We start from the raw sequence: 23,049 nt of genomic DNA, 5'->3' as shown, positions 1-23,049 counted from the left end.
ACCCCTATTATTTAGAGTACAACTCAACTACTAATCTTTCTTCTACTGGAATATTTACTTCACTTCTTTCAGGAACTCTTTGGAAAATACCTGCAACTTTATCTCTGTCTACATCTACCCATGGAGCAATTCCAGTTTGTTTAGATAGTTCTAACGCTCTTTGAACTTGTGGGTTATTTTTTGTTTTTTCCTTAATTTCTATTCTGTCACCTTCTTTTACAAGATATGAAGGTATGTTTACTTTTTTTCCGTTTACTAAAACGTGTCCGTGAGTTACAAGTTGTCTTGCAAATCTTCTAGTTGATGCAAATCCCATTCTGTAAACCACATTGTCAAGTCTTCTCTCAAGAAGTTTAATTAAGTTTTCCCCTGTTGAGCCTTCCTGTCTGTTGGCTTCATGGAAAAATTTTCTAAATTGTTTTTCAAGAACACCGTAATAATATTTAATTTTTTGTTTTTCTCTAAGCTGTAATCCGTATTCACTGATTTTACTTCTTCTTTGCCCGTGTTGTCCTGGTGCATAAGGTCTTTTATCAAGTGCTGATTTTCCAGCTAATCTTCTCTCACCTTTAAGTTCTAGACTAACTCCTAGTCTTCTTTCTATTCTTTCAACTGGTCCTGTATATCTTGCCATCGTTACACCCTTCTTCTTTTTCTTGGTCTACAACCATTGTGAGGTAATGGAGTAATATCTTTCATCCAAAGTACTTTAATTCCTTCAATAGCACCGACAGTTTTTACTGCAGTTTCCCTACCTCCACCAGGTCCTTGTACTTTAATACCTACTTCTTTAATTCCGTATTCTTTAGCTTTAGCCATAGCATCTTCTACCGCTTGTTGAGCTGCAAATGGAGTTGATTTTTTACTACCTTTAAATCCAAGGTGTCCTGCAGAACTCCAGCATAACGCATTACCCATTTCATCAGTCACAGTAATCATAGTATTGTTGAATGTTGCTGAAATATAAACTATTCCGCGTCCAACTTGTTTTTTAATTTTTTTCTTTTTAGTTACTTTTCTTTTTGCCATCATTCACCCTTTTATTTTGCTTTTGCACCAACAGTTTTTTTCTTACCTTTTCTGGTTCTAGCATTAGTTTTAGTTCTTTGACCTCTAACCGGAAGACCGCGTCTGTGTCTAAGACCTCTGTAGCATCCTAAATCCATAAGTTCTTTAATGTTAAGCTGAACTATTTTTCTAAGTTCACCCTCAACAATGTAATTGTTTTGAATTTCTTTATTTAAAGTTGAAACTTCATCTTCTGTAAGTTCATATACTCTTTTATTTGGATCAATTCCAGTATCTTTTAAAATTTTTCTACTTAATGTTAATCCGATTCCATAAATATATGGAAGCGCATATTCTACTTTTTTGTTTTTTGGTAAGTCTACACCTGCAATTCTTGCCATGTTTTATCCTTGTCTTTGTTTATGTCTTGGATTTTCGCAAATTACCCTTACAACGCCTTTTCTTTTAACGATTTTGCATTTTGGGCAAATTTTTTTAACTGAAGCTCTTACTTTCATCTCGTTTCCTTTACATAGTACTTAAATCCCCTTAGGTCAGATGACCAGCCCTTGCAACTGTTTATGAACAGATGCAAAGCCTCTTTCCGTTCAGGGGGACGAAATTATATCAAATTAATGGAAAATGGACAATGGATAATGTATAATTTTTATACTTAAAGACGAAAAAAAAGAAGAAAAAGTTTTATAATATTTCCTTTTTCAAAGGAATTAATGAAAGATAAATGCAAGTAATCCAATCAACGCAAGTGTTATAGTTCCTATGTTGATTTTATCAAATTCCCTTTTTAAAACAGCTAAAATCAAATATACCACAAATCCGGCACTGATCCCTATTGTAATTGAATACGTAAGAGGCATTAAAACGGCGGTGATAAAACTTGCAACCGCAACAGTCCCGTCTGAAAAATCAATGTTTTTAAGCTCGCTGAACATAAGTACGCCAACCATTACCAAAATTGGATAAATAGCATTATCAGGAATCGCTTTATAAAGTGGTAAAAAGAATAATGTTGTAATAAATAAAAGTCCGGTTATCACAGCAGTAAGACCCGTTCTTCCGCCCTCTTCAACACCAGCAGCACTTTCGATAAATGAAGTTGTGGTAGATGTTCCAAGACTTGCACCTATTACGGTTGCCGCCGCATCAGCTTCTAGGGTTTTTTGAATTTCACGGCTTCCTTTTTTAAATAAACCGGCCCTCATTCCAATACCTGCAAGAGTCCCAATTGTATCAAACATATCTGTAATCAAAAATGTCATTATAACAGGTAAAAGTGAAAGGGTTAAAGCACTTTTGATATCAAAATGAAAAGCAATATCTCCGATACCCGCCGGCATAGAAATAATACCTTCTGGAAGTTCTCCAAGTCCCAAGATCCATGCCACAATTGAAGTTATAATAATTGCCAAAATAAAAGCCCCCTTTATTCTGTAAGCAAAAAGGGTTGCTGCAACAATAAATCCAAATACACCTAAAAGAACTTTTGGATCATGAAAATCACCAAGAGTAACCAATGTAGCGGGATTATCCACAATAACACCCATTCCCTTAAGTCCGATAAATGCTATAAACATGCCGATACCGGCACTTATCGCCCTCCTTATATCAACAGGGACCGATTCAAGCACCCAAACCCTGAATTTTGTAAACGATAGCGCCAAAAATATAAGACCCGATATCATTACAATTCCAAGGGCGGTCTGCCAAGGAATATGCATTCCTTTTACAAGTCCGAATGTAAAATAAGCATTAAGCCCCATTCCGACACTCATGGCAACAGGAGTGTTTGCCCATATACCGTTTAAAATGGTGGCGATAATAGTAACAACAGCTGTGGCGGTAATTAGTTCATCAAACGGCATACCTGTCAAACTCATAATAGAAGCATTTACAGGTACAATATACATCATTGCTAAAAATGTGGTAAACCCGGCTCTAACCTCAGTGGAAACTGTAGTGTTTTTTTCGGATAATTTGAAGAGTCTCTCAAACATAGAAGACCTTTTTTTAAGTAATTATACAATGTAGAAAAGAAAATGTAAAATGAATAATAAAGGAGATTGGCAAAAAAATATAAAATAAAAAAATGGTTAAAAGAGAAAAAAAGGAGATTATTTAATTTCTATTTTTTTACCTTCTGCTTTTGCTTTTCTTGGAATAAATACTTTTAACACCCCGTCTTCAAATTTAGCCTCAATATTGTCAGCATCTGCATCAGCTGGCAATTTAAATGCTCTCTCAAATCTTCCAAAGAAACTTTCAATTCTTGTATAGTTTTCTTTTTCTTCTTTTTTCTCAAGTTTTCTCTCACCTGAAACTGTTAAAACACCGTCATTTACATTAATTTCAATGTTTTCTTTTTTAACTCCAGGTAAATCAATTTCAAGGTAATAACCTTTATCATCAACCTTTTCATTAACTGCCGGTGTGAAAGCCTCTACTTTTTGTACAGGTTTGTTTGCTCCTAAAACTGCACCCAGTCTTCTTTCAATGTCTTGTAATTCTTTGAATGGATCAAATACTGTTGGCCACATGTTCCCCTCCTTCTCCTTAATTTTTACACTGAAATTATACAATAATTTATCGAAATTGTCAAGAAAGTTTATATTAAAAGACTAATATTTGATTATCGTCATCCACTAAAAATCTCTTTTTTAATAAAAATAGTTTATTTTTATTAAATTTATAATAATCCTCTTCTTTGTTATTGTTAACTATGAGAATAAATGAAGCAACTATATTCGGTTTTATGAAAATTTTCCCATTTTTTATATTAAGGGCAAATTTTTTATTATCTGATAATAAATCAAAAACCACATGTTGACTGTCAAAATATCCTTTTACAAAAATTTTTCTTAAAAGATTGTTTTTTAATTTCAATTTGTTTGCTAATTTTTCTTTTAAAAATGCATTTTGAATAATAAAATTAAAGGAGCCTTTTTTTGATATTATAATTCTTCCTATAACATTTCCTTTATCAAAAATATTATATATTCCTGCATAATTGAAAAAATCTTGCACGGGCATATTAAATTCAATATTTATATTATCATCTTTAAATCCCCTGAAATCTTTGGAAAAAAATTTAATTATTCCAGATTTGTCATGCCTTATTTTTAAATAAATTTTCCCCCTAAAAGGATATATTAAGTTTAACAATCTTAAATCAAACTTTTTAAAATCAGCATCATAAACCAGTTTTTTATTATTATATACGCCTTTAAATGTTCCGTCTAAAATTTCACTTCTTGTAAAACCTTCAAAGGTAATAAAATTTGATGAATTAAAATAAAAATTAATGTTAGAATTAAAAGGAATATTTTTATATAATCCTTTTATTAACGTTTTAATAAAATAATTATTATTTTTAATCAATAAATTAAGATTAACTTTTGCTTTTAGACCTTTGATATTTTTAATGGAAAAATTATCCATAATATACTGTAGATCAACATTATTGGTTTTAAAATTGATTATTTTTCCTTTTCCTAATTTTATATCCAAAAAACCGACACTTTTATCAAAATACACAATAGAATGAATAAAATATTTTTTATCCACGTGACCTTTTAAAATTACATTATCTTTAAATTTATTTTTTGAAATTGCAAGTTTTTTAATTTTCCCTTCCAAAATTGCATCAAAAGGGTGTAATTGACCATAAAGTTTATAATGATTGTCACCTTCATGTAAACTCATAAAAAAATTATTATAATTAATGCTAAATTTATCTATTTTCATATTGGGGAAATAATAGGTGATTTTATTCTGAAAATAGAGTTTTATTAAATTATTTCCTGCAGAAGTGTTAAAAAGCGCCCAAACCGCTAAAACAAATAAACATATTACTATTAATAAAATAATTGATAATTTTTTAATTTTCATTTTTTACTCTTATCGGGGTTTCAAAATATAGGCTTTGGGAAGGAAAAGCAAAAGAAGAATATTTTTCCACAATTCTTTTAATTTCAATATTTGTTTCTTCTTTTATTTTTAAATACTCTTCCCAATCAGCCGTTTTTGTAAAATAATAACAGAATATACTTAAACTGCTGTCCTGATATTCATCAAAATAAATTAATAAGGGCTCTTTATGAATCATGGGATGGTTTTTAAGATAATTCCTAATCTCATTCAATAAATTATTTAAATTTTTTATACTGGTTGAATAAGTTACCCCTATCCTCATAGAAATTCTTCTTCTATCCCGTCTTGAAAAATTTTCTACATTTGAAGTGGCTATAACAGAATTTGGCACAACAATTAATCTTTTATCAAAAGCTCTTATTTTAGTGGTTCTCATTCCAATATCCTCAACAATACCTTCGGCATTACCTATTTTTACCCATTCTCCCACTTTAAACATATTATCTGTTAAAATTGCTATTCCGCCAAAAAGATTTGCCGCAGTGTCTTTTGCAGCAAGGGCAAAAGCCAAACCGCCAAGTCCCAGCGAAGCAATAAATCCGGTTACATTTATTCCGAACTCTTGCAGCATTGCAACAACACCGATTATTATTACAAAAACTTTTGTAAGTTTTATCAAAAAAGAAGCGAGTTCCCTTGAAGCTTTTCCATATTTTCCTAAAATGTGATATACAAAATCTTCAAATTCACATACTATATTATAAAAAGGCCAAAAAATATCAAATATCAAAAGTCCTCTGATAATATGTTTTAAAAAATCCCCTTTTATACCTAAAATATAAAAAAACCCCCAAATTCCTGCGATTATAAATAAAAACCTTAAAGGATTTTTAATCGAATTAAAAAATTTATCATCTATTTCGGTTTTTGTCTTAACTGTTAATTTCTGAAAAAAAGACAAAATAAAAAGAGTAAATATTTTCCTAAAAAACAAAAATGTAAAAAATATTAAAAAGGCTAAAATTATTTTATATAAAGGGGTATCAAGTATAGTGGTGTTTAAAATATCAATTATTTCCTTCATCCTTTCCCCCAAACATTTTTTCATCTTTCATAATTATAACAATATTTTTAAATAAAGGTACAGCACTCTGAGATGCAAAGTAGTTTGGAAACGGTGCTTTTATATGAAAAAAAGTAACGCCTATTGTAAATTTTTTACCATTTGCATTGGCAAATCCAAAGAAAGACGAATTATAAATTTTTTGATAACTCCCTTTTATACTTACATGGGCGGTCCCCGTTTTCCCCGCTGTAAAAATATCATCTATAAAAGCACCCTTTGCAGTACCTTTTAAAACTACTTTTCTTAAGATTCTCAGCATTTCGTTAGCAGTAACGGGTTTTATAATCTGCTTACTATCCGTTTTTATATCGGCAATTTTCGGTGTAACCATAATACCGTTGTTATTAAACACATTGTAAGCTTTAAGTAGTTCAACAAAATTTACAACAATTCCGTAACCATATGCAGACGTTGATTTATACACAGGATAATTATAAAGTTTTAAGGGCTGTAATCTTCCTTTTAATTCATACGGCAGGTCTATTCCGCTTATTTTATCAAGACCAAACTTTCTATATCCGTAAAACTGTTCTTTTGCAGAAAGTCTCAGGGCTAATTGAGACAAAACAATATTACTGGAATATACAATCCCATCTTCCGCACTAATCCACTGTCTCGCTTCATCATCTCTTATAGGTGTTTTCCTCCATTCCGGTTTCCATTTTCCATTATATGCATTCAATACTTCATAAGGATTTACCTTGTTATTTTCCAATAAAATAGCAAAAGTTATCGGCTTCATAACCGAACCCGGCTCAAAAAGTTCCCTTACAGCCGATATTTTCATATTAGGAATATCTTTTTGGGTTATATGGTTTGGATCAAACCTGTTTGATGAAGCCAAAGCCAATATTTTCCCGCTTTTAGAATCCATTACCGCAGCAATCACTTCATCTGCCTGAAATTTACTTTTTGCTTTATCCAGTAATTTTTCTATTCTTTTTTGCAAAACCAAATTTATATTAAGTTTTAAAGTTTTACCGTTTTGAGGATATTTAACATATGCATTTTTATCATATATAATATGTCCCCCTACATCTCTAAAACCCTTAATAACACCGTTTCTACCGGGTCTTAATATATTGTCGTAATATTCTTCAATTCCGTTATTGCCTCGTTCTTTTTCTTTAGAATAACTCCCGAGATACGGTTCAAAAATGTCTTTATAAGGATAAAATCTCCTAAAAAGAGGTGAAAACACTAAATTACCGTTAATATTTTTTAAAATTACACTTTCAATATCATATCCTCTTCTAATACCATTTACTGATAAAAAAACCCTGTATTTGTCTAAAATCCTTCTTAGATATATCAATTGCTGTTTTGTTTTTTTATCTACAATGGCCAATAAAGTTCTCTGATGCGTATGTAATTTTTGGGCAATAGTTTTTCTGTTTATCCCAGTATAAATACTGAATAAATCTATAAATAAATTTCTTTTAGTATGTGCGATATAATCCGGGTCTAAATAAACGGCATAAATTCTGTCACTTTTTACTAAAGTGAAATTTTTAGTAACAATATCTCCCCTTAATGCACTTTCCAATTTTTTAATATAAGGATTAAAATATTCTTTTGGTTTATAAACGGATAAAAACAGAAAAGCGCCAAAAATAGTTAAAAAAGCAAGAAAAAATACAATATAAACTATAGGGATTTTATTGTTTTTCATTAAATTTGTGTTTTAAGAAGCTCTTTATATGCACTTATAGCTTTATTTCTGACTTCAAGCATCATTTTCATTTTAAGTTCGGCTTTTTGAATGGTAATACTTGCCTTTGCCAAATCCTTAACATCACCTGTAGCTATATCTGTTTCCGCTTTTTTTGCATCCTCTAGCATACCGTTTGTTTCATTTAATTCTTTTTTTAATAATTCTTCAAAATTTCCGCTGTCATTTTTATTATTTTTATTTTGTATATTGCCAATGTTTATATCAGAATTTATTTTATTTATAAAAGCCATTATTTATTCCTTAGCCTTGAAGTATATTTATAGCACTGTTTGCCATGGTTTTAGCACTTTGAAATGCCGCTACATTTGCCTGATAAGCCCTTGTGGCTTCTAATAAATCGGCCATTTCAATAACAGGATTAATATTAGGATATGCCACATATCCGTCTTTATTCGCATCCGGATTTGTCGGATCGTATTTTAAAATCGGTTTAGAATCGTCTCTTACTACTTTATCAACTATAACTGTCTCTATAGGAGGTTTTGCCTGGGCGTTATTTTCACTTGGTTCATCCAAAGGATTTTCATATTTGTGAAAATCGGCATTGTTTTCCAATTCTTTATTAATTATATTTTCAAAAGGCACCGCTTTAAAAATAACCTCTTTTCTCCTATAAGGTCCGCCTTCATCGGTTCTTGTAGTATTTGCGTTTGCAATATTTTCTGAAATGATGTTTATTCTAAAACGCTGAGCTGAAAGCCCGTAACCTGAAATATCAAAACTGTTTAAAAATCCCATTTTTTACCTTTAATTAAATACTTTTGCTTGAATCGATTACAAGTTTAAAAAGTTCCACTCTTTTTTTTACAGCTGCGATTTCTGCATTATACATTATGGTGTTTTTAGCCATTTCTGTAGTTTCCACATCAATATCCACGCTGTTTCCGTCATTTCTTGCCAAATGCCCGTCTCTAAAAAAAACTACAGGTTTAATATCATCATTTATATTTTTTGGTTCCATGTGCATTGGACTTGTTTTTGCAAGTTCTAATTTATGAATAGGTTTATTTTCCAATTCACTTTTTAGTGCCTCTTCAAATCTTATATCCCTTGGTCTATAATTAGGAGTATCTGCATTAGCAATATTACTTGCTATTAAATCCTGTCTTATTTTTCTATATCCAAGGGATTTTTCTAAAAAATTTATTGTTTTAAACAAGCCCTAACTCCTTTTTTTTAATACAAGCAATTTTTATTCCTCTTGCTATTTACCCACTATTCATAATTTATATATGATAAAATTCTATATAAATTATACACTATAAAGGTAGATTTTGCAAAAAATTGATATAATCATTTTCATAATAGTTGCTATTTTTTTATTACTAGGGGCACTTTTTTCATATTCTCTGCCAATATACTTGGAAACCGTAAAAAATTTGGGAGAATACCATTTTGTAGCAAGATATTTATTGTTTGCCACTGTCGGTTTTGGCCTGATGGTGGGTTTATCATATTTAAATCCGGATAAATGGTTTAATGTTATCGGATGGGGAATACTTATTACATCGTCAATTCTTGTTATTTCAATGCCTTTTTTACCTGAAACAATAGCACCTGTAATTAATGGGGCTAGAAGATGGATAAAAATAGGACCCTTTAAATTCTCACCGGTAGAATTTTTTAAAATTGGGGTAATTTTTTTTCTTTCCTGGTCTTTCACAAGAAAAGTTAAAAATATTAAATCTTTAAAAGAGGAAATAAAGCTTATTTTACCTTATGTTGTTATTTTAGGAGGATTTTGGTATTTAATTTTGGCTTACCAGTCAGACCTTGGACAGGTTATGGTAATGGCTTTGGTTTTTGCTTTTATGCTTTTAATCGCGGGAGGAAAATTTAAAACTTTTACACTTATTATATCCGGTGGTATTTTTATTTTTATCTTAGCCGTTTCCTCTTCACATTACAGACTTGCGAGATTTAAAGCCTGGCTTGCTTTAATGTCTTCAAATTTTTTTCCTCATCCAATTATAGACGCTTCAAGTGCCAGTTACGGACAGGTAAAAGAATCATTAAACGCCATTCATAACGGAGGTATTTTGGGTCAGGGTATAGGAAACGGCGTTTTTAAACTCGGCTTTTTAAGCGATGTTCATACAGACTTTGTGTTGGCAGGGATTGCAGAAGAAAGCGGTATTATCGGAATAAGCCTTGTTGTTATATTATTTATGGTGTTAGTTTACAGAATATTCAAAATAGCAAACAGAAGTGAAAAAAAAGAGTATCAGCTTTTTGCGTTCGGAGTGGGAACACTGATTTCACTTCAGTTTATTTTCAACGGACTGGGAGTTACATCACTTATACCTATAAAAGGTCTTACTGTCCCGTTTTTAAGTTACGGAGGAAGTTCCCTCCTGGCAAATTTAATTGCAATAGGTATGGTTTTAATGATTAGTAAAAAAGCGAAACTTTAATAATGGACAAATAATGGAAAATAAAAAATTAAAAATAGCCATAACGGGAGGGGGAACCGGAGGACACCTTAAAATTGCGAAAGTTATTAAAGAGGAATTAAATAAAAGAGGGTTAAAACCAATTTATATCGGCTCAACCAACGGTGCAGATAAAAAGTGGTTTGAAAAAGACATGGGTTTTAGTAAAAAATATTTTTTAAGTTCAAAAGGGGTTGTTAATAAAAAAGGTTTAAATAAAATCATTTCTTTAATAAATATATTCAAACTTTCTTTAAAAGCTAAAAAAATTCTACAGCAAAACAAAATCAACGCTGTGTTCAGTGTAGGAGGATATTCGGCTGCCCCTGCCTCTTTTGCCGCTCTTTTATTAAACAGACCTCTCTTTATTCACGAACAAAACGCATATATAGGTTCGCTTAACAAATTATTAAAACCATTTTCTAAAAGATTTTTTTCAACTTTTCTTTATAACGACCCGTATCCGGTTGAAGAAATTTTTTTTGAAAAGAAAAGAATCAGAAAAGAATTAAAAACCGTTATTTTCTTAGGCGGAAGCCAGGGGGCTGTAGCAATAAATAATTTAGCCATTTCACTTGCACCGATTTTAAAAGAAAAAAATATAAATATCATTCATCAGACAGGAAAAAAAGATTATGAAAGAATTAAAGAGTTTTATGAAAAAAATGCAATAAATGCAGATATTTTTGATTTTTCAAAAAATTTGGCAGATAAAATAACGAAAGCAGATTTTGCTATCAGCAGAGCCGGGGCATCAACTATGTTTGAACTGGTTGCAAACAATATCCCTGCTATTTTTATCCCATATCCTTATGCCGCGGGAGACCACCAGTATTATAACGCCAGATTTTTGGAAGAAAAAAATGCAGGATTTGTGATAAGAGAAGAGAAAATAAAAAAAGAAAAAATTTTAGAAATTCTTTTTCATTCCAATTTAGAAGAAATTTCAAAAAATTTATCTAAAACAGTTCAAAAAAACGGAGCAGAATTTATAGTAGACGAAATAATTAAAACTCTTCATCAATAAAAGCACATATCATATGTCCCACCATTATATGCATTTCCTGAATTCTGGGTGTATCATTGCTTGGAATTACAATATTCACATCTCCCAAATCTTTCATTTTTCCACCGTTTTTCCCAGTGAGAGTTATTATTTTACACCCTATTTTTTTTGCTGAATTGATAGCATTTATCACATTTTCAGAATTTCCGCTTGTTGAAATTGCAATAAGTGTATCTTCCTCTTTTGCCAAAGCCTCAACTTGCCTTGAAAAGATTTGTTCAAATCCATAATCATTTCCTATGGCTGTTATGGCAGAAGTATCGGTAGTCAGGGCAATACCGGCAAGGGCCATTCTTTCTTTTTTAAACCTGCCGCTAAGCTCTGCCGCTATATGCTGTGAATCCGCAGCACTCCCGCCGTTTCCACAAAGCATTATCTTGCCACCGTCTTTAAGAGAACTAAGGCAAAGCTCGGCCGCATTTATAATATCCGGCAGCAGTTTTTCCATTTTTTTAGCCGTTTCAATATGCCCGTATAAGCATTTAGTCAACATTTTTAATCCTTTCAATTTTTCATTATACATTTTCTATTAATTTTTCACTTTTCATTTTTCACTTTTTTAATAATATTAGTGGTACTCTTTCCCTCGACAAAATCAATTAATTTTACTTCTTTAGCAATATCACTTCCTACAACCTCTTTGTTTTTATAATCGGCGCCTTTTACCAAAATATCTGGTTTAATTCTTTTTATTAATTCGTAAGGAGTATCTTCATCAAAAATTACAACATAATCCACAACTTCCAAACTTGCCAAAAGATAAGCTCTGTCATATTCATCATTTACAGGCCTACTTGGCCCTTTTAATCTTTTTACAGATTCATTGGAATTAACACCGACTATTAGTTTATCACCAAGTGTTTTGGCTTTTTGCAGATACTTCACATGCCCTATATGCAAAATATCGAAACAACCGTTTGTAAAAACTATCTTTTTATTTTCGCTTCTTAATTCATTTGCTATTTTTTCAATTGTATTAAAATCCACTATTTTATAATCTACGCTGTTATCAATCCTTCTCTGAGTTTCCTTAATTTCTTCAAGTGTAACGGTTGCACTTCCAAGTTTTCCAACTACTACAGCCGCCGCGGCATTTGCGAAATGCATTGCATTTACCAAATCATCACTTTTACTCAAATAAAACCCAAGAGATGCCAAAACTGTATCTCCGGCCCCTGTTACATCATATACTTCTCTTGCAAGGGTCGGAACTTCTATATATTCATCAGCAAAAAGGGCCATTCCATCTTCACTGAGAGTCACTAAAAGATAATCTAAATTAAGGTCTTTTTTGACTTTCCATCCGGCTTTTATCAAATCGTCTTTATTCTTTATTTGCATGCCGGAAGCGGTTTCAAGTTCTTTTTTATTTGGTTTTAACATCCATGCATTTACATATTTTGAAAAATCTTTTTTAGGGTCAATTATAAGCTTTTTATTAAACCTGTTTGCAAGTTTAATTATTTTTTGTGTTAAACTTTTTGTCAAAACACCTTTTTCGTAGTCGCTAAGCAGAATTATTTCTATATTTTGTATATACTTATTTAAATACTCAATTATTTTATTTTCATATTCTTCACTGATTGGATTAATGGTTTCCCTGTCATACCTGATTACCTGCTGGTGAGAAGCTATAACTCTGCTTTTTATAATTGTTTCACGGGATTTGTCTATAAAAACCCCGTTTGTATCAATGTTTTTTTCTTCTACCAGTTTTAACATTCTTCTTGAATTTCTGCCAATAACACTTGAAACCAGTACATCCGCTCCGAGAGTTATTAAATTATTTACAACATTACCGGCACCTCCGAGCCTGTCTTCTTCTTTTTCCACTTCAACCACAGGCACCGGTGCTTCAGGGGAAATTCTGCTGCTTTTCCCCCATAAATAATGGTCTATCATAAAATCACCGATAACTGCTATCATTTTACTTCTTCATAAATTCTGATTATTTCAGGAATATATGCTTTTATCCCTTCTTCTAAACTGAATCTTGGATTATACCCCAAATATTTTTTTGTATCTTCAATATCGGCCTGGGTAAAATACTGATACTGTTTTGCATAAGGATTTGGAATATAAACATCAACTCTCTCTATGTTAAGCTCTTTTTTTAATATATACACAATATCCTGAAAACTTCTGGCAATTCCGGTTCCTACATTATAAACGCCGTTTTTTTTAGCCTCACAGGCTTTTATATTTGCCTGAATCACATCTTCAACATAAATGAAATCCCTTTTTATTTTATCGCTTCCCTCAAACAGTTTTGCACTCTCGCCCTTTAATAGTTGAAGTCCAAACTGAAGTACCATTGAAGCCGTTTTATTTTTAAAATACTCCCTTGGACCGTATACGTTAAAATACCTGAGCCCTACAACTTTTAATTTATCATAATACTCTTTTGCCAGATTATCCATCATTAGTTTACTAAACCCGTATACATTGTTAGGATGTTCATATCCCACTTTAAATATTTTAGAATTTCCATATGTAGCAGCAGAACTTGCATAAATCATACTCGCATCTTTTTTAATCGCCAAATCAAGCAAATCTTTAAAAGCATTTACATTTGTATCTATCATTATTTTCTGGTCTAAAACGGTTGTGTCTGAAATTGCAGCTTCATGGAAAATATAATCGATATCATACTCTTCAAGTCTTTCCAAATCTTCCTTATTTGTAATATCCCCGCTGATTACTATCCCATTAAATCCTATTAAATTTTTAAAATGGCCAAATGATTTTAAATTTCCGTTTGAAAAAGTCTCTTCATTTCTGAATTTATCAAAGATTATAACTTTTGCGTCCGGATAATTTTCCTGAAAATAAAAAGCAAGATTACTTCCTATAAATCCTGCCCCACCGGTAACGAGGATAGTTTTATTATTAAAATCAATATCCGCATATTTCATTTCATTCCTTTTTGATTTTTTCAATTATATCAAATAAAGAATCTTCCACTAAATATGTTTTACCAACTCCTGCATTCTTTCCGGCTTCTATATCGCTTTGCTTATCTCCTATTAAAATGGAATGTTTTAAATCAATATTATATTTTTTAGCCAGATTAAGTATCATCCCCGGTTTTGGTTTTCTGCATTCACAATTAACACCCGGATGATGGGGACAAAAAGCAACCTCTTTTATTTTAATTCCTCTTTTTTTTAATTCATTTAACATATAATCCGTTAATTTTTTAAAATCTTCAAGAGTGTAATATCCCCTGCCTATTCCCGACTGATTTGTTACTACAAATAAAACAAATCCTTTATCTTGAAGTAGTTTCAATAAATCGAATATCCCGTCTTTAAATTCAAAATCCTCTATTTTATGAACATAATTTTTATCTATGTTTATTACTCCGTCCCTGTCCAAAAATGCAGCTTTTATCTTTTCATTTTCCATTATCCATTTTCCATTATCCATTTAACAGTTCCTCCGCCGCTTTTATAACCTCATCAGCTTCAATGCTTTTCATACATTCATGCGTTTTTAAAGGACATTCCCTTTTTTTACACGGAGCACATTCCAAATTTTTGGTGACTATTTTATAATTTTTACTCCAGGGGCTTGTCTCTTTGTAATCAGTCGGCCCAAATATTGCCACAATCGGTACATTGTAAGCTGCCGCTATATGCATAGGACCAGAATCGTTTGTAATAAATAATTTAAGTCCACCTATATATTCGCAAAGCTGCTTGATACTTAATCTCCCACATAAATTCAAAACATCAGAATGAGAAAGATTTTTTTCAATATCTTTTGCTATTTCCTCTTCCCCTGGCCCTCCAAAAATAATTAGTCTGTAATCTTTAAAATAATTTCCAACTTCGGCAAACTTTTCAGGATACCACCTCTTTGCACTGCCGTAAGTTGCCCCCGGATTAATACCGATTGTTGGCTTTACAAATTCAAAAGGTTTAAAATCAAGTTTTGGAGGATAAATTCTGTTTTCTTTTATAATATTGTTAACATATTTTGAATATTTTTCTACCATATGTCCTGAAAATTTGTTATCAAATGTAAAATACCTTCTTGATTTTAAACCTATTAGTTTGGAATATAAACTTCCCCTGAAACTTATAAACAAATCAACCCTTGGGATTTTAAAAAACTGACTGAATCTGTGATTTCTGTCATCTACTATAACTTCATCAAATTTACTTTTAAAAAGCTCAGTTGATACAAAACTACCAAAAAGAACAGATTTATCCGGTTTAAAATATTCAAGAAGTCTGTTTATCGCCCCGCTTGCCATAACCGCATCGCCAAGCCAGGTTGGAGGTTCAATTAATAACTTCATCTAATCTCCTAATAATTTTAGCAGGCACTCCCGCTACCACACAATTATCAGGTATATCTTTAGTTACTACCGCATTAGCACCAATTTTTACATTATCCCCGACAATAGGCGCTTTATTAATTTCTATCAAATCATTACCCAAAGTAACTTGCTGCATTATTGTACAGTTATTACCAATAACAGATTTACCGTTAATGACTATTCCTATTGGGTGAGGAATATATAATCCATATCCTATTTTTACTTTTGCCTTAAAATCCATACAAAATTTTTTTGAATAATATTTAAAAAATTTATTAAATATACTTTGCAAGAATCTTTCAATAGGATTTTTTTGTGGTTTATAAATATAATAATTTGCTAATCTGTAAAAAAGAAGCAGTTTAAATTTATCATCAAACAACATTTCTTTCAAAGAAATTTTTCCAAAATTTACTTCAATATCTTTTTTTAAAAATTTCATTTATTACCTTAATAGTCTCTCTTACATTTTTTTCTATACTGAATTGTTTTGATATTTCTTTCATTTCCCGTTTTTTTTCTTCTAAAATTTTATCATTTTTAAAAAGGATATTTATTTTTTCTACAACACTTAAATCATTGGGATTTTCCATTACATTAAATTCCGGCAAAATTTCACTAGCCCCGTTTTGTTTTGTTGTAAAAATCACACATTCAAAATTCATAGCTTCTAATACCACATTACTGAACGGCTCATATTTTGTAGGAAATAAAAATATATCGGCCACTCCAAAAAATTTATCAACATCACCTCTTGGACCTGTAAAAATTGCATTAACTCCTTTTTCTTTTGCATAATTTTTATAAAATGAAATGTTTTTTTCTTTTCCTACAACAATGAATTTAAAATTTCCTTTAATATTCGAAACAATATCAATTGCCTTTTTCACACCTTTTCTCTCAAACCCGCTCCCAACAAAAAGAATAATTTTTTCATTGTTTAAATTAAATTCTTTTTTTATATCACTAAAATCAACTTTTTCCTTTAGAGGAATTCCATTATAAATAACTTTGATTTTATTTTCATCTATCCCATAATATTTAATTATCTGATTTTTAACCATTTTAGAATTTGCAATTATTTTTTTGGCATTCTTAAACATTCTTTTTTCTATAAAAAGATATACAAAATGCAAAGGATTAAAAGATTTTTTAATCTCCAAAAAAGCCCTGTGTACCCCGTCACCCGCCCTGTAGATATCCGGACACGTGATTCTTTCAAGAGAAAAATAAAATTTATCTTTTTTATTCAAACATACCTGCACATTAAACCAAATAGCTTTTAGGAAACCGGGTATAAATTTAGGACAACTACAATTAATTATTTCAAAATCAATATTTTCTTTTTTCAATTCATTTGATAGTCTTTCCAAATATCTCTCAGCTCCCCCGAAAGGGTTTTTTTTAAGACGAAGAAATGTTATTTTCATCAATTTCCTTAATAAATTTAACTATCTGTTTAGCCCTGTTTTTCCAAGTAAACCGCTTCCCTGTTTTATAAGCATTTCTTGAAATTGTTTCTAATTCTTTTTGCGGCAGGGATAAAATATAATTTAATTTTTTTAAGAAATCTTTTTTATCTCCTGCTTTAAATAAAAATCCATTTTCTCCATCTTTTATTATTTCTTGAATTGTAGGAAAATCACTGGCCAATACAACATTTGAAGTCATTAAATATTCGTAAAGTTTAATAGGTGTTGAAAATTCAGAATCAATAGTGGGAATATTAGGAATAACTGTGATTTTGGAGTTTTTAAGAATATTTACAATCTCATTTTGAGATTTATATCCTAAAAATTTAACATTTTTAGATGCTTTATTTAATAATTCATTTTTTCTCTCCCCATCACCAACAATTTTTAATGTTATATTCAAACCTTTTACGGCTTCAATTAAAAAATCGACTCCTTTCCATTTATAAAAATTTCCTATATAATAAATTTCATTTAATTTTGAAAAATCTTTTTTAATAAAATCTACTTTAAATCCGCAACCATTACGAATAATTTTACTTGGAATAGTAAAATTAAAAAATTTTTTGGCTTTTTTTTGCAAATTTTCATTAATAAACACTAATCCTTTAGCATTTTTATACACAAAATTTTCTATTTCTTTAATTTTTTTATTTTTTATTTGAAAAATTTCATGTGATTCAAAAATTACATTAGCTCCGTTTTTGATTAAAAATTCAGCTGTTTTCAAATGCCTTACATAAAAATAATCATATTTTTTAATTTCTTTTTTAAGATTAAAATTAAAAATTTTATTACTTCTTATTATAAATTTTCTTGAAACAGGTTTTAAATTTAAATTACAATTTATTCCATAAAAATCCAAAACATTATCACCGTTTTTTTCATAAATTAAAGTTGTATCAACAATTTTAGAAAGCTCACATGCTGTATTTACTACAGAAATAGCCCTTGCCTTTTTTGAAGGTAATTTTTCAGGATACACATAAGCTATTTTCATTTTTATCCTTACATATTAAATAAAGCGTAAAATATAAAACTAAATATTTAAAATTCCTACCTTCAGCTAACCCTCTTACAAAATAATATCCAATAAATGAAGCTAAAATTGCTAAAGTATAAAAATTTAGATTTTTATATAACTTATAAATAAATATACCACTAAATAATAAAAATACAAATAACACTAAAATACCTTCTTTATAAAAAATCTGAAGTAAAAACGGCTCATCAGACCAATAATGAAATTTATTTTTTTCTTTTACCCCCAAAATCTTTGGTGCTTTATAATAATTTAAAAATTCGTTATACTGATAATTACCGGGACCTCCTATTCCTGTTAAAAAATTACCATGTTTTAAAAATATAGGAAATCTTGTTTTAATTATTTTATCTCTTCCATTTGGATTAAATCCTTGATGTATTTTAGTTTGTATTAAATTAGAATTTTTGTAAACAAAAATTCCAGAAACTATTAATACAATAAATAACCATCCCAAATATACAAATATTTTTTTATAATTAAATTTCAAACCTATTAATAAAGAAATTAAGAGTAATTCAAATAATACACTTCCCCATGCACCTCTTGCTCCTGTTAAAAACAGCTCAAATAAAGCCAATAAAAAAATAACAACTAAAAATATTTTAATAATTTTATTCTTTAATAGAAAAAAAGAAATAAACACAAAAGGAATTAATATCTCAAAATAAACTGCAGAAAGTCTTTCTAATCTAATAGAAAAATTTAAATTAGGATTAATTTTTATATATTCATATCCAAATTTAAACGCATCAAAAACAAAAGCTAAAATTATAGAAATAAAAAAAAACTTTTTTATTTCTTTTTTTTCTATACTTAAGCTTATTAACATAAATAAAAATATATTTAAAAATTCTATTCTAAATTCTCTCCAAGAAGGCAGAGAATTTGAAAATGAAAAAATAATAGAAACAATAATGGAAAATAGAATTAAAAAAAGTATAATAAAAAGAATTTTTTCTTGTTTGTAAAAATTTAAATAAAGATTTCTAATCTTTTCAAAATTAAAAAATAAATCTATTAAATAAAATAAAATTGCCCCATATAAACCAAAGTATTTTATAAAACTTAGTCCGTTAATTAAAAACCCAAATAAAAAAAGAGATAAAAAAAACATCTTTATATAATTTATTGTTTTTTCATTAAATTTCAACATTAATTCCCTTCAATAAATTATTTACTGTAATTTCCCAGGTAAAATTATTTTTTACATATTCACGTGTATTAAATTTCATATCTATTGCTTTTAAAATTTTTTCTTTTAGTTCTTGTTTATTATTTATTTCAAATAAAAATCCATTTTCATTATCTTTCACAATCTCTTTCATTCCTCCATTTCTACTTGCAATAACAGGAACACCGCAAGCCATTGCTTCAATTAATGTAATACCAAATGCTTCATGCCCTATACTTGGTTGAATAAATAAATCAGCCATATTTATATATTTAAAAAGTTCTTTATTTTCTATTTCTCCTAAAAACAAAACTCTATTTTCCACATTTAATTTTTTTGCAAGTTTTTTTAAATTTTCTAACTCTTTTCCTTTACCTATTAAAATATATACAAACTCTTCTGGTAATTCAGGCAGTATTTCTATGACTAAATTAAATCCTTTCCAACCTTCAATTCTTCCCACACTTAATAAAACCTTTTTATCCTCTAAATTATATTTTTTTTTCATTTCATTTCTAACAACTTCATCTTTTCTAAATACATCAATATCAACTCCGTTATATAAAAGCTTTACTTTTCTTTTATATCTGTTTTCAATTATTTCCTTATTTGCCTTACTTACAGCAAACATATAATCTACATATTTAGAAAAAAATTTATCAAAGCCATAAAAATCTTCTCCTCCGGATATAAATATTGTTTTTATATTGGGATTAATTTTTTTCATAAAATAACAACTAAAAAAATCCAATGGTTTATGAATTAAAAAAACATCATATTTTTGATTTTTTAAATAAGAATAAGCATTTTTAAAAAAACTAATCCTCTCTCCCCACTTTCTAAATCTATTACCCAAATTAATAACTTTATTCCTTTTAGTAAAATCAAACATTTTTAATGGAATTTCCTGATATTTTATATAATTTCCTTTTCCACTAATTATTTCAGTTTCAAATCCTTTTTTAATCAACTCTTTACTAACTTCCCAATAAAAAGTTTCAATTCCGCCTGTTTTTATTGCAGTAGTTACATTATACATACAAAATTTCAATTTTTACCTTTTAAATATTCATTTAATTCTTTGTATTTTTCATAAACTTCATCTACTTCTATCAATTTCATAGCAGAATCATCCCTTTTTTTCTTTGGAAGTTTTTGAATAAAACTGCCGTCTTTTTGAATAACTCTATGAATTTCTAAATTCTGATAAGGCCCCATTGCATTTGAATCGCTTGCGGAAAAAAGGGAAATAGTAGGTATTTTTAGAGCAATTGCAAGATGCATAGTACCTGTATCATTTGTTATTAACATTTTTAAATTATTTACAATATTTGCAAGAGTAACTAGATCAGTTTTACCACACATATTAATTATGTTTTTATTATTTATGGTTTTTATTATTTTATCTCCCAAATATTTTTCATTTTCTGCACCCAAAATAACAATTTTTTCATTATTTTTTATCAATATTTCAGCTAACTTGCTAAACCTTTCAATAGGCCACATTCTACAAAAATCTACAGATCCTACTTGAAATCCAATATAGTTTTTAAATTCTTTAAAATCACTATCAATAACATCTCCGATTTCCATAGTTTTATCAATATTTTTACCTCCAATTTTTCTAACCAAATCTAATTTATCTTCAATATTATGTTGGGTTTTTTTAGTAAAATCATAAGATAAATATTTTTTTAAATAACTATTGGTCGGATGTTTTAAAATATATTCACTGCCACTTAAAATTGCTAGTTGAATATCTTGCGGTCCGTTTGAATGAAATATAAGAGTAATTTTATTTTTATATTTTTTCAATTTAAAAAGTGTTTTAAAAAAACCTTTATATTTGCCGTCATATTCAATAATTTTATCAATATATTTAAAATTTTTAAATAAAGGAGAATGGGATTTTTTTAACACTGCAATTATTTTGTTTTGTGGAAAAGATTTTTTTAATGATTTTATTGCAGGTGTAGATAATATCGTATCACCCAAACCGGTATTTGAAATCACAATAAACGTATGATTTTCATTAATTTTTAAAGAATCGATAGGTTTAGCAGGACCTAAAAATAAATTTAAAAATTTTTCTAAAAATTTCAAATGTTCTCCTTAATTTTATTAATAATAATTTGAGGATTAATATTTTCAGCAATTTTACTTTTATCTTGAATAACCAAATCTTTGTATCCCCATGGATACCATTTATTCATATTTGTTTTTCCACTGATTGCAATAGTTTTAACGTTAAGAGCAGGTCCTAAATGCATAGCCCCGCCATCTAAACTTACAAATAATTTTACATTAGCAATTAATCCTGCTAAATCTAATAAACTTTCGGTTTTTATCCATTTAGCTTTAGTGTTTTCTTCAAGCCATTTTGCACTTTCAAAATCATTTGGTTCTGCTGTGATTAAAACATTTTCATCTAAACTATCAATAATATCTTTAAATTTTTCTTTTGAATACCTATTCTCTTTTACCCTTGAAGAGATATGAAATAAAATATAATTTTTATAATTTTTGTATTTCTTTTTTAAATTTTCAGGAACATAAAAAAATATTTTTTCATTATCTTTTTCTACACCAAGAGGTGCTAAACATCTATAACAAAACTCAACTTCATGTTCATTGGGATTGGTTTCAATATGATGAGTAAAATTATCCCTGTTTTTTTTATCTTTTACACCAATTCTAATTTTTGCTCCACTTATATTACTAAACTGCTCGGCTGAACTCGAATAACCGCTTCTAAACACAACTGCTACATCATATTTTTCAAAAAAAATATTTTTCATTATTTTAATTTTTCCGCTAAGGGCTTTTAATTTATCTAAAAAATTATTTTTATGTTTTGGTTTAGTATAAACATAAATATTATCAATAAATGGATTATTGTTGATTGCCACAAAATTATAACTATTTACCACAATATCAATCTCGGCATCAGGGTATTTTTTTCTAAGCGCCTCTATTGCAGGGGTGGTACAGATTAAATCGCCAATGTTATCATTTCTTACAAGTAAAATTTTCATTCAGGCTTTACCTTCGAATATAAATATCCTAAAATAGGATTTGAAAAAATTTTTATCTGCTTTTTTAGCCATTTTTCATCTTTTTTAACTGCTATTCTTTTTATTTCATCCAAATTATTATCCGGTAAATTAATTCCTCTTTTTGTTGTATAAAGAACATTAAAATAATTTTTTGCTAATTCTATCAAATCATTATCATATTTTCCTCTTGGCCAGCATAAATGCTTAGAATCAATTCCAAGTCTTTTTTTTAAAATATCTTTGGAATAAATAAACTCCTCTTCCCACGAATATTCTTTATCAAAATAAAAATCCCTGTGCGAATGAGTATGTGAATGAAAATCAAATACATCTTTCATTTTTTCAATTTCATCCCAGTTTAAAATCACATTTGAAGGATTAACTTGAACTTCTTTTTTTGCTTCATTATGTCCTAATGGTTTAAATTCCTCTTTTTTTTCACTTGCTTTTTCTATCCATTCAGTTACTAAAAAAATAGTTGCTTTTAAATTATATTTTTTCAAAATCGGATATGCATAATAATAATTATCCCTCCATCCGTCATCAAAAGTTATAAACACAGCTTTTTTAAAACTCTTACCTTTTTTAAATTCTAAAAATTCTTCACTTTTTAAAGTTTTATAATTATTTTCAGCCAAAAACTTCATCTGCTTTTCAAACTCATCAACACTGCTTGCAATAAATCCGCTTTTTGGCAAAATATGATGATACATAAGTACTGGT

Annotated in this window: 27 protein-coding genes; 2 read left to right on the top strand and 25 right to left on the bottom strand. The window is 29.1% G+C overall.

All coding sequences use genetic code 11. From position 1 onward, the window contains the following. Window positions 1-7: 7 nt before the first annotated feature. The 12 genes from rpsD to flgB all read right to left on the bottom strand — a co-directional run bounded on the left by rpsD (window position 8) and on the right by flgB (window position 8,916). Entirely contained in the window at window positions 8-634 is a 627-nt protein-coding gene (gene rpsD / locus LNAT_RS00630; RefSeq protein WP_096257997.1) for a 30S ribosomal protein S4, read from the bottom strand. A 2-nt stretch (window positions 635-636) separates the two neighbouring features. Continuing rightward, window positions 637-1,029, bottom strand: coding sequence for a 30S ribosomal protein S11 (gene rpsK / locus LNAT_RS00625; protein WP_096257996.1), 393 nt, complete (start codon window positions 1,027-1,029; stop codon window positions 637-639). 11 nt (window positions 1,030-1,040) lie between these two features. Then, a complete protein-coding gene (gene rpsM, locus LNAT_RS00620; protein WP_096257995.1) occupies window positions 1,041-1,409 on the bottom strand; it encodes a 30S ribosomal protein S13 in 369 nt (122 codons plus the stop codon). 3 nt (window positions 1,410-1,412) lie between these two features. Next, window positions 1,413-1,526, bottom strand: a complete 114-nt coding sequence (gene rpmJ / locus LNAT_RS00615; RefSeq protein WP_024787455.1) for a 50S ribosomal protein L36 — start codon at window positions 1,524-1,526, stop codon at window positions 1,413-1,415. A 210-nt stretch (window positions 1,527-1,736) separates the two neighbouring features. Beyond that, complete coding sequence (locus LNAT_RS00610; protein WP_096257994.1) at window positions 1,737-3,023, bottom strand: NCS2 family permease; 1,287 nt, start codon at window positions 3,021-3,023, stop codon at window positions 1,737-1,739. Window positions 3,024-3,140: 117 nt separating this feature from the next. Further along, complete coding sequence (locus LNAT_RS00605) at window positions 3,141-3,563, bottom strand: Hsp20/alpha crystallin family protein (protein ID WP_096257993.1); 423 nt, start codon at window positions 3,561-3,563, stop codon at window positions 3,141-3,143. Between the two features lie 73 nt (window positions 3,564-3,636). Further along, on the bottom strand, window positions 3,637-4,914 hold the full coding sequence (locus LNAT_RS00600; protein WP_096257992.1) for a hypothetical protein: 1,278 nt from the start codon (window positions 4,912-4,914) through the stop codon (window positions 3,637-3,639). Continuing rightward, complete coding sequence (locus LNAT_RS00595) at window positions 4,904-5,980, bottom strand: mechanosensitive ion channel family protein (RefSeq protein ID WP_238593950.1); 1,077 nt, start codon at window positions 5,978-5,980, stop codon at window positions 4,904-4,906. Before LNAT_RS00595 ends, LNAT_RS00600 begins: the two co-directional genes overlap by 11 nt. Then, window positions 5,964-7,694, bottom strand: a complete 1,731-nt coding sequence (locus LNAT_RS00590) for a peptidoglycan D,D-transpeptidase FtsI family protein (protein ID WP_096257990.1) — start codon at window positions 7,692-7,694, stop codon at window positions 5,964-5,966. Before LNAT_RS00590 ends, LNAT_RS00595 begins: the two co-directional genes overlap by 17 nt. Next, on the bottom strand, window positions 7,694-7,987 hold the full coding sequence (fliE, locus tag LNAT_RS00585; protein ID WP_096257989.1) for a flagellar hook-basal body complex protein FliE: 294 nt from the start codon (window positions 7,985-7,987) through the stop codon (window positions 7,694-7,696). The genes LNAT_RS00590 and fliE overlap by 1 nt, the downstream gene beginning before the upstream one ends. 10 nt (window positions 7,988-7,997) lie before the next feature. Next, window positions 7,998-8,495: a flagellar basal body rod protein FlgC gene (gene flgC, locus LNAT_RS00580; RefSeq protein WP_096257988.1), complete on the bottom strand. Its 498-nt coding sequence runs from the start codon at window positions 8,493-8,495 to the stop codon at window positions 7,998-8,000. Window positions 8,496-8,508: 13 nt separating this feature from the next. Continuing rightward, the gene (gene flgB / locus LNAT_RS00575) at window positions 8,509-8,916 is read right to left on the bottom strand and encodes a flagellar basal body rod protein FlgB (RefSeq protein ID WP_096257987.1); all 408 of its coding nucleotides are present in this window, start codon (window positions 8,914-8,916) and stop codon (window positions 8,509-8,511) included. Window positions 8,917-9,031: 115 nt separating this feature from the next. Between flgB and LNAT_RS00570 the strand changes: the two genes are divergently transcribed. Next, a complete protein-coding gene (locus LNAT_RS00570) occupies window positions 9,032-10,171 on the top strand; it encodes an FtsW/RodA/SpoVE family cell cycle protein (protein WP_096257986.1) in 1,140 nt (379 codons plus the stop codon). A gap of 13 nt (window positions 10,172-10,184) precedes the next feature. Further along, window positions 10,185-11,216 carry an undecaprenyldiphospho-muramoylpentapeptide beta-N-acetylglucosaminyltransferase gene (gene murG / locus LNAT_RS00565; RefSeq protein ID WP_096257985.1) on the top strand — a complete coding sequence of 344 codons (1,032 nt, stop codon included), beginning with the start codon at window positions 10,185-10,187 and terminating at the stop codon, window positions 11,214-11,216. Here murG and gmhA read toward each other — a convergent pair. Genes gmhA through LNAT_RS00500 form a run of 13 tightly spaced genes read right to left on the bottom strand, consistent with a single transcriptional unit; the run spans window position 11,197 to window position 23,039 of the window. Continuing rightward, window positions 11,197-11,748: a D-sedoheptulose 7-phosphate isomerase gene (gmhA, locus tag LNAT_RS00560; RefSeq protein WP_096257984.1), complete on the bottom strand. Its 552-nt coding sequence runs from the start codon at window positions 11,746-11,748 to the stop codon at window positions 11,197-11,199. The two genes, murG and gmhA, sit on opposite strands and share 20 nt — an antisense overlap. 44 nt (window positions 11,749-11,792) lie before the next feature. Further along, window positions 11,793-13,181, bottom strand: a complete 1,389-nt coding sequence (rfaE1, locus tag LNAT_RS00555) for a D-glycero-beta-D-manno-heptose-7-phosphate kinase (protein WP_096257983.1) — start codon at window positions 13,179-13,181, stop codon at window positions 11,793-11,795. Then, the gene (gene rfaD / locus LNAT_RS00550; protein ID WP_096257982.1) at window positions 13,178-14,170 is read right to left on the bottom strand and encodes an ADP-glyceromanno-heptose 6-epimerase; all 993 of its coding nucleotides are present in this window, start codon (window positions 14,168-14,170) and stop codon (window positions 13,178-13,180) included. The genes rfaE1 and rfaD overlap by 4 nt, the downstream gene beginning before the upstream one ends. A gap of 1 nt (window position 14,171) precedes the next feature. Beyond that, window positions 14,172-14,684: a D-glycero-beta-D-manno-heptose 1,7-bisphosphate 7-phosphatase gene (gene gmhB / locus LNAT_RS00545; protein ID WP_238593949.1), complete on the bottom strand. Its 513-nt coding sequence runs from the start codon at window positions 14,682-14,684 to the stop codon at window positions 14,172-14,174. Continuing rightward, complete coding sequence (waaF, locus tag LNAT_RS00540) at window positions 14,677-15,561, bottom strand: lipopolysaccharide heptosyltransferase II (protein ID WP_096257981.1); 885 nt, start codon at window positions 15,559-15,561, stop codon at window positions 14,677-14,679. The genes gmhB and waaF overlap by 8 nt, the downstream gene beginning before the upstream one ends. After that, a complete protein-coding gene (locus LNAT_RS00535; RefSeq protein ID WP_096257980.1) occupies window positions 15,545-16,024 on the bottom strand; it encodes a serine O-acetyltransferase in 480 nt (159 codons plus the stop codon). Before LNAT_RS00535 ends, waaF begins: the two co-directional genes overlap by 17 nt. Next, window positions 15,999-17,012 (bottom strand): glycosyltransferase family 4 protein, encoded by a 1,014-nt coding sequence (locus LNAT_RS00530; RefSeq protein WP_172413474.1) that lies wholly within the window; start codon window positions 17,010-17,012, stop codon window positions 15,999-16,001. Before LNAT_RS00530 ends, LNAT_RS00535 begins: the two co-directional genes overlap by 26 nt. Further along, on the bottom strand, window positions 16,987-18,054 hold the full coding sequence (locus tag LNAT_RS00525) for a glycosyltransferase family 4 protein (protein ID WP_096257978.1): 1,068 nt from the start codon (window positions 18,052-18,054) through the stop codon (window positions 16,987-16,989). The genes LNAT_RS00530 and LNAT_RS00525 overlap by 26 nt, the downstream gene beginning before the upstream one ends. Beyond that, the gene (locus LNAT_RS00520; protein WP_096257977.1) at window positions 18,029-19,252 is read right to left on the bottom strand and encodes a hypothetical protein; all 1,224 of its coding nucleotides are present in this window, start codon (window positions 19,250-19,252) and stop codon (window positions 18,029-18,031) included. Before LNAT_RS00520 ends, LNAT_RS00525 begins: the two co-directional genes overlap by 26 nt. Continuing rightward, window positions 19,239-20,321: a glycosyltransferase family 4 protein gene (locus LNAT_RS00515; protein WP_096257976.1), complete on the bottom strand. Its 1,083-nt coding sequence runs from the start codon at window positions 20,319-20,321 to the stop codon at window positions 19,239-19,241. The genes LNAT_RS00520 and LNAT_RS00515 overlap by 14 nt, the downstream gene beginning before the upstream one ends. Next, window positions 20,318-21,373: a glycosyltransferase family 9 protein gene (locus tag LNAT_RS00510; RefSeq protein WP_096257975.1), complete on the bottom strand. Its 1,056-nt coding sequence runs from the start codon at window positions 21,371-21,373 to the stop codon at window positions 20,318-20,320. Before LNAT_RS00510 ends, LNAT_RS00515 begins: the two co-directional genes overlap by 4 nt. Next, the gene (locus LNAT_RS00505) at window positions 21,370-22,305 is read right to left on the bottom strand and encodes a glycosyltransferase family 9 protein (RefSeq protein WP_096257974.1); all 936 of its coding nucleotides are present in this window, start codon (window positions 22,303-22,305) and stop codon (window positions 21,370-21,372) included. Before LNAT_RS00505 ends, LNAT_RS00510 begins: the two co-directional genes overlap by 4 nt. Continuing rightward, the gene (locus LNAT_RS00500; protein WP_096258741.1) at window positions 22,302-23,039 is read right to left on the bottom strand and encodes a polysaccharide deacetylase family protein; all 738 of its coding nucleotides are present in this window, start codon (window positions 23,037-23,039) and stop codon (window positions 22,302-22,304) included. Before LNAT_RS00500 ends, LNAT_RS00505 begins: the two co-directional genes overlap by 4 nt. Window positions 23,040-23,049: the final 10 nt, after the last annotated feature.

The sequence above is a fragment of the Lebetimonas natsushimae genome, from assembly GCF_002335445.1.
GTDB lineage: Bacteria > Campylobacterota > Campylobacteria > Campylobacterales > Nautiliaceae > Lebetimonas > Lebetimonas natsushimae.
Note: the sequence above shows the minus strand (reverse complement) of the source record. Positions and strands in the feature narration are given on the sequence as shown.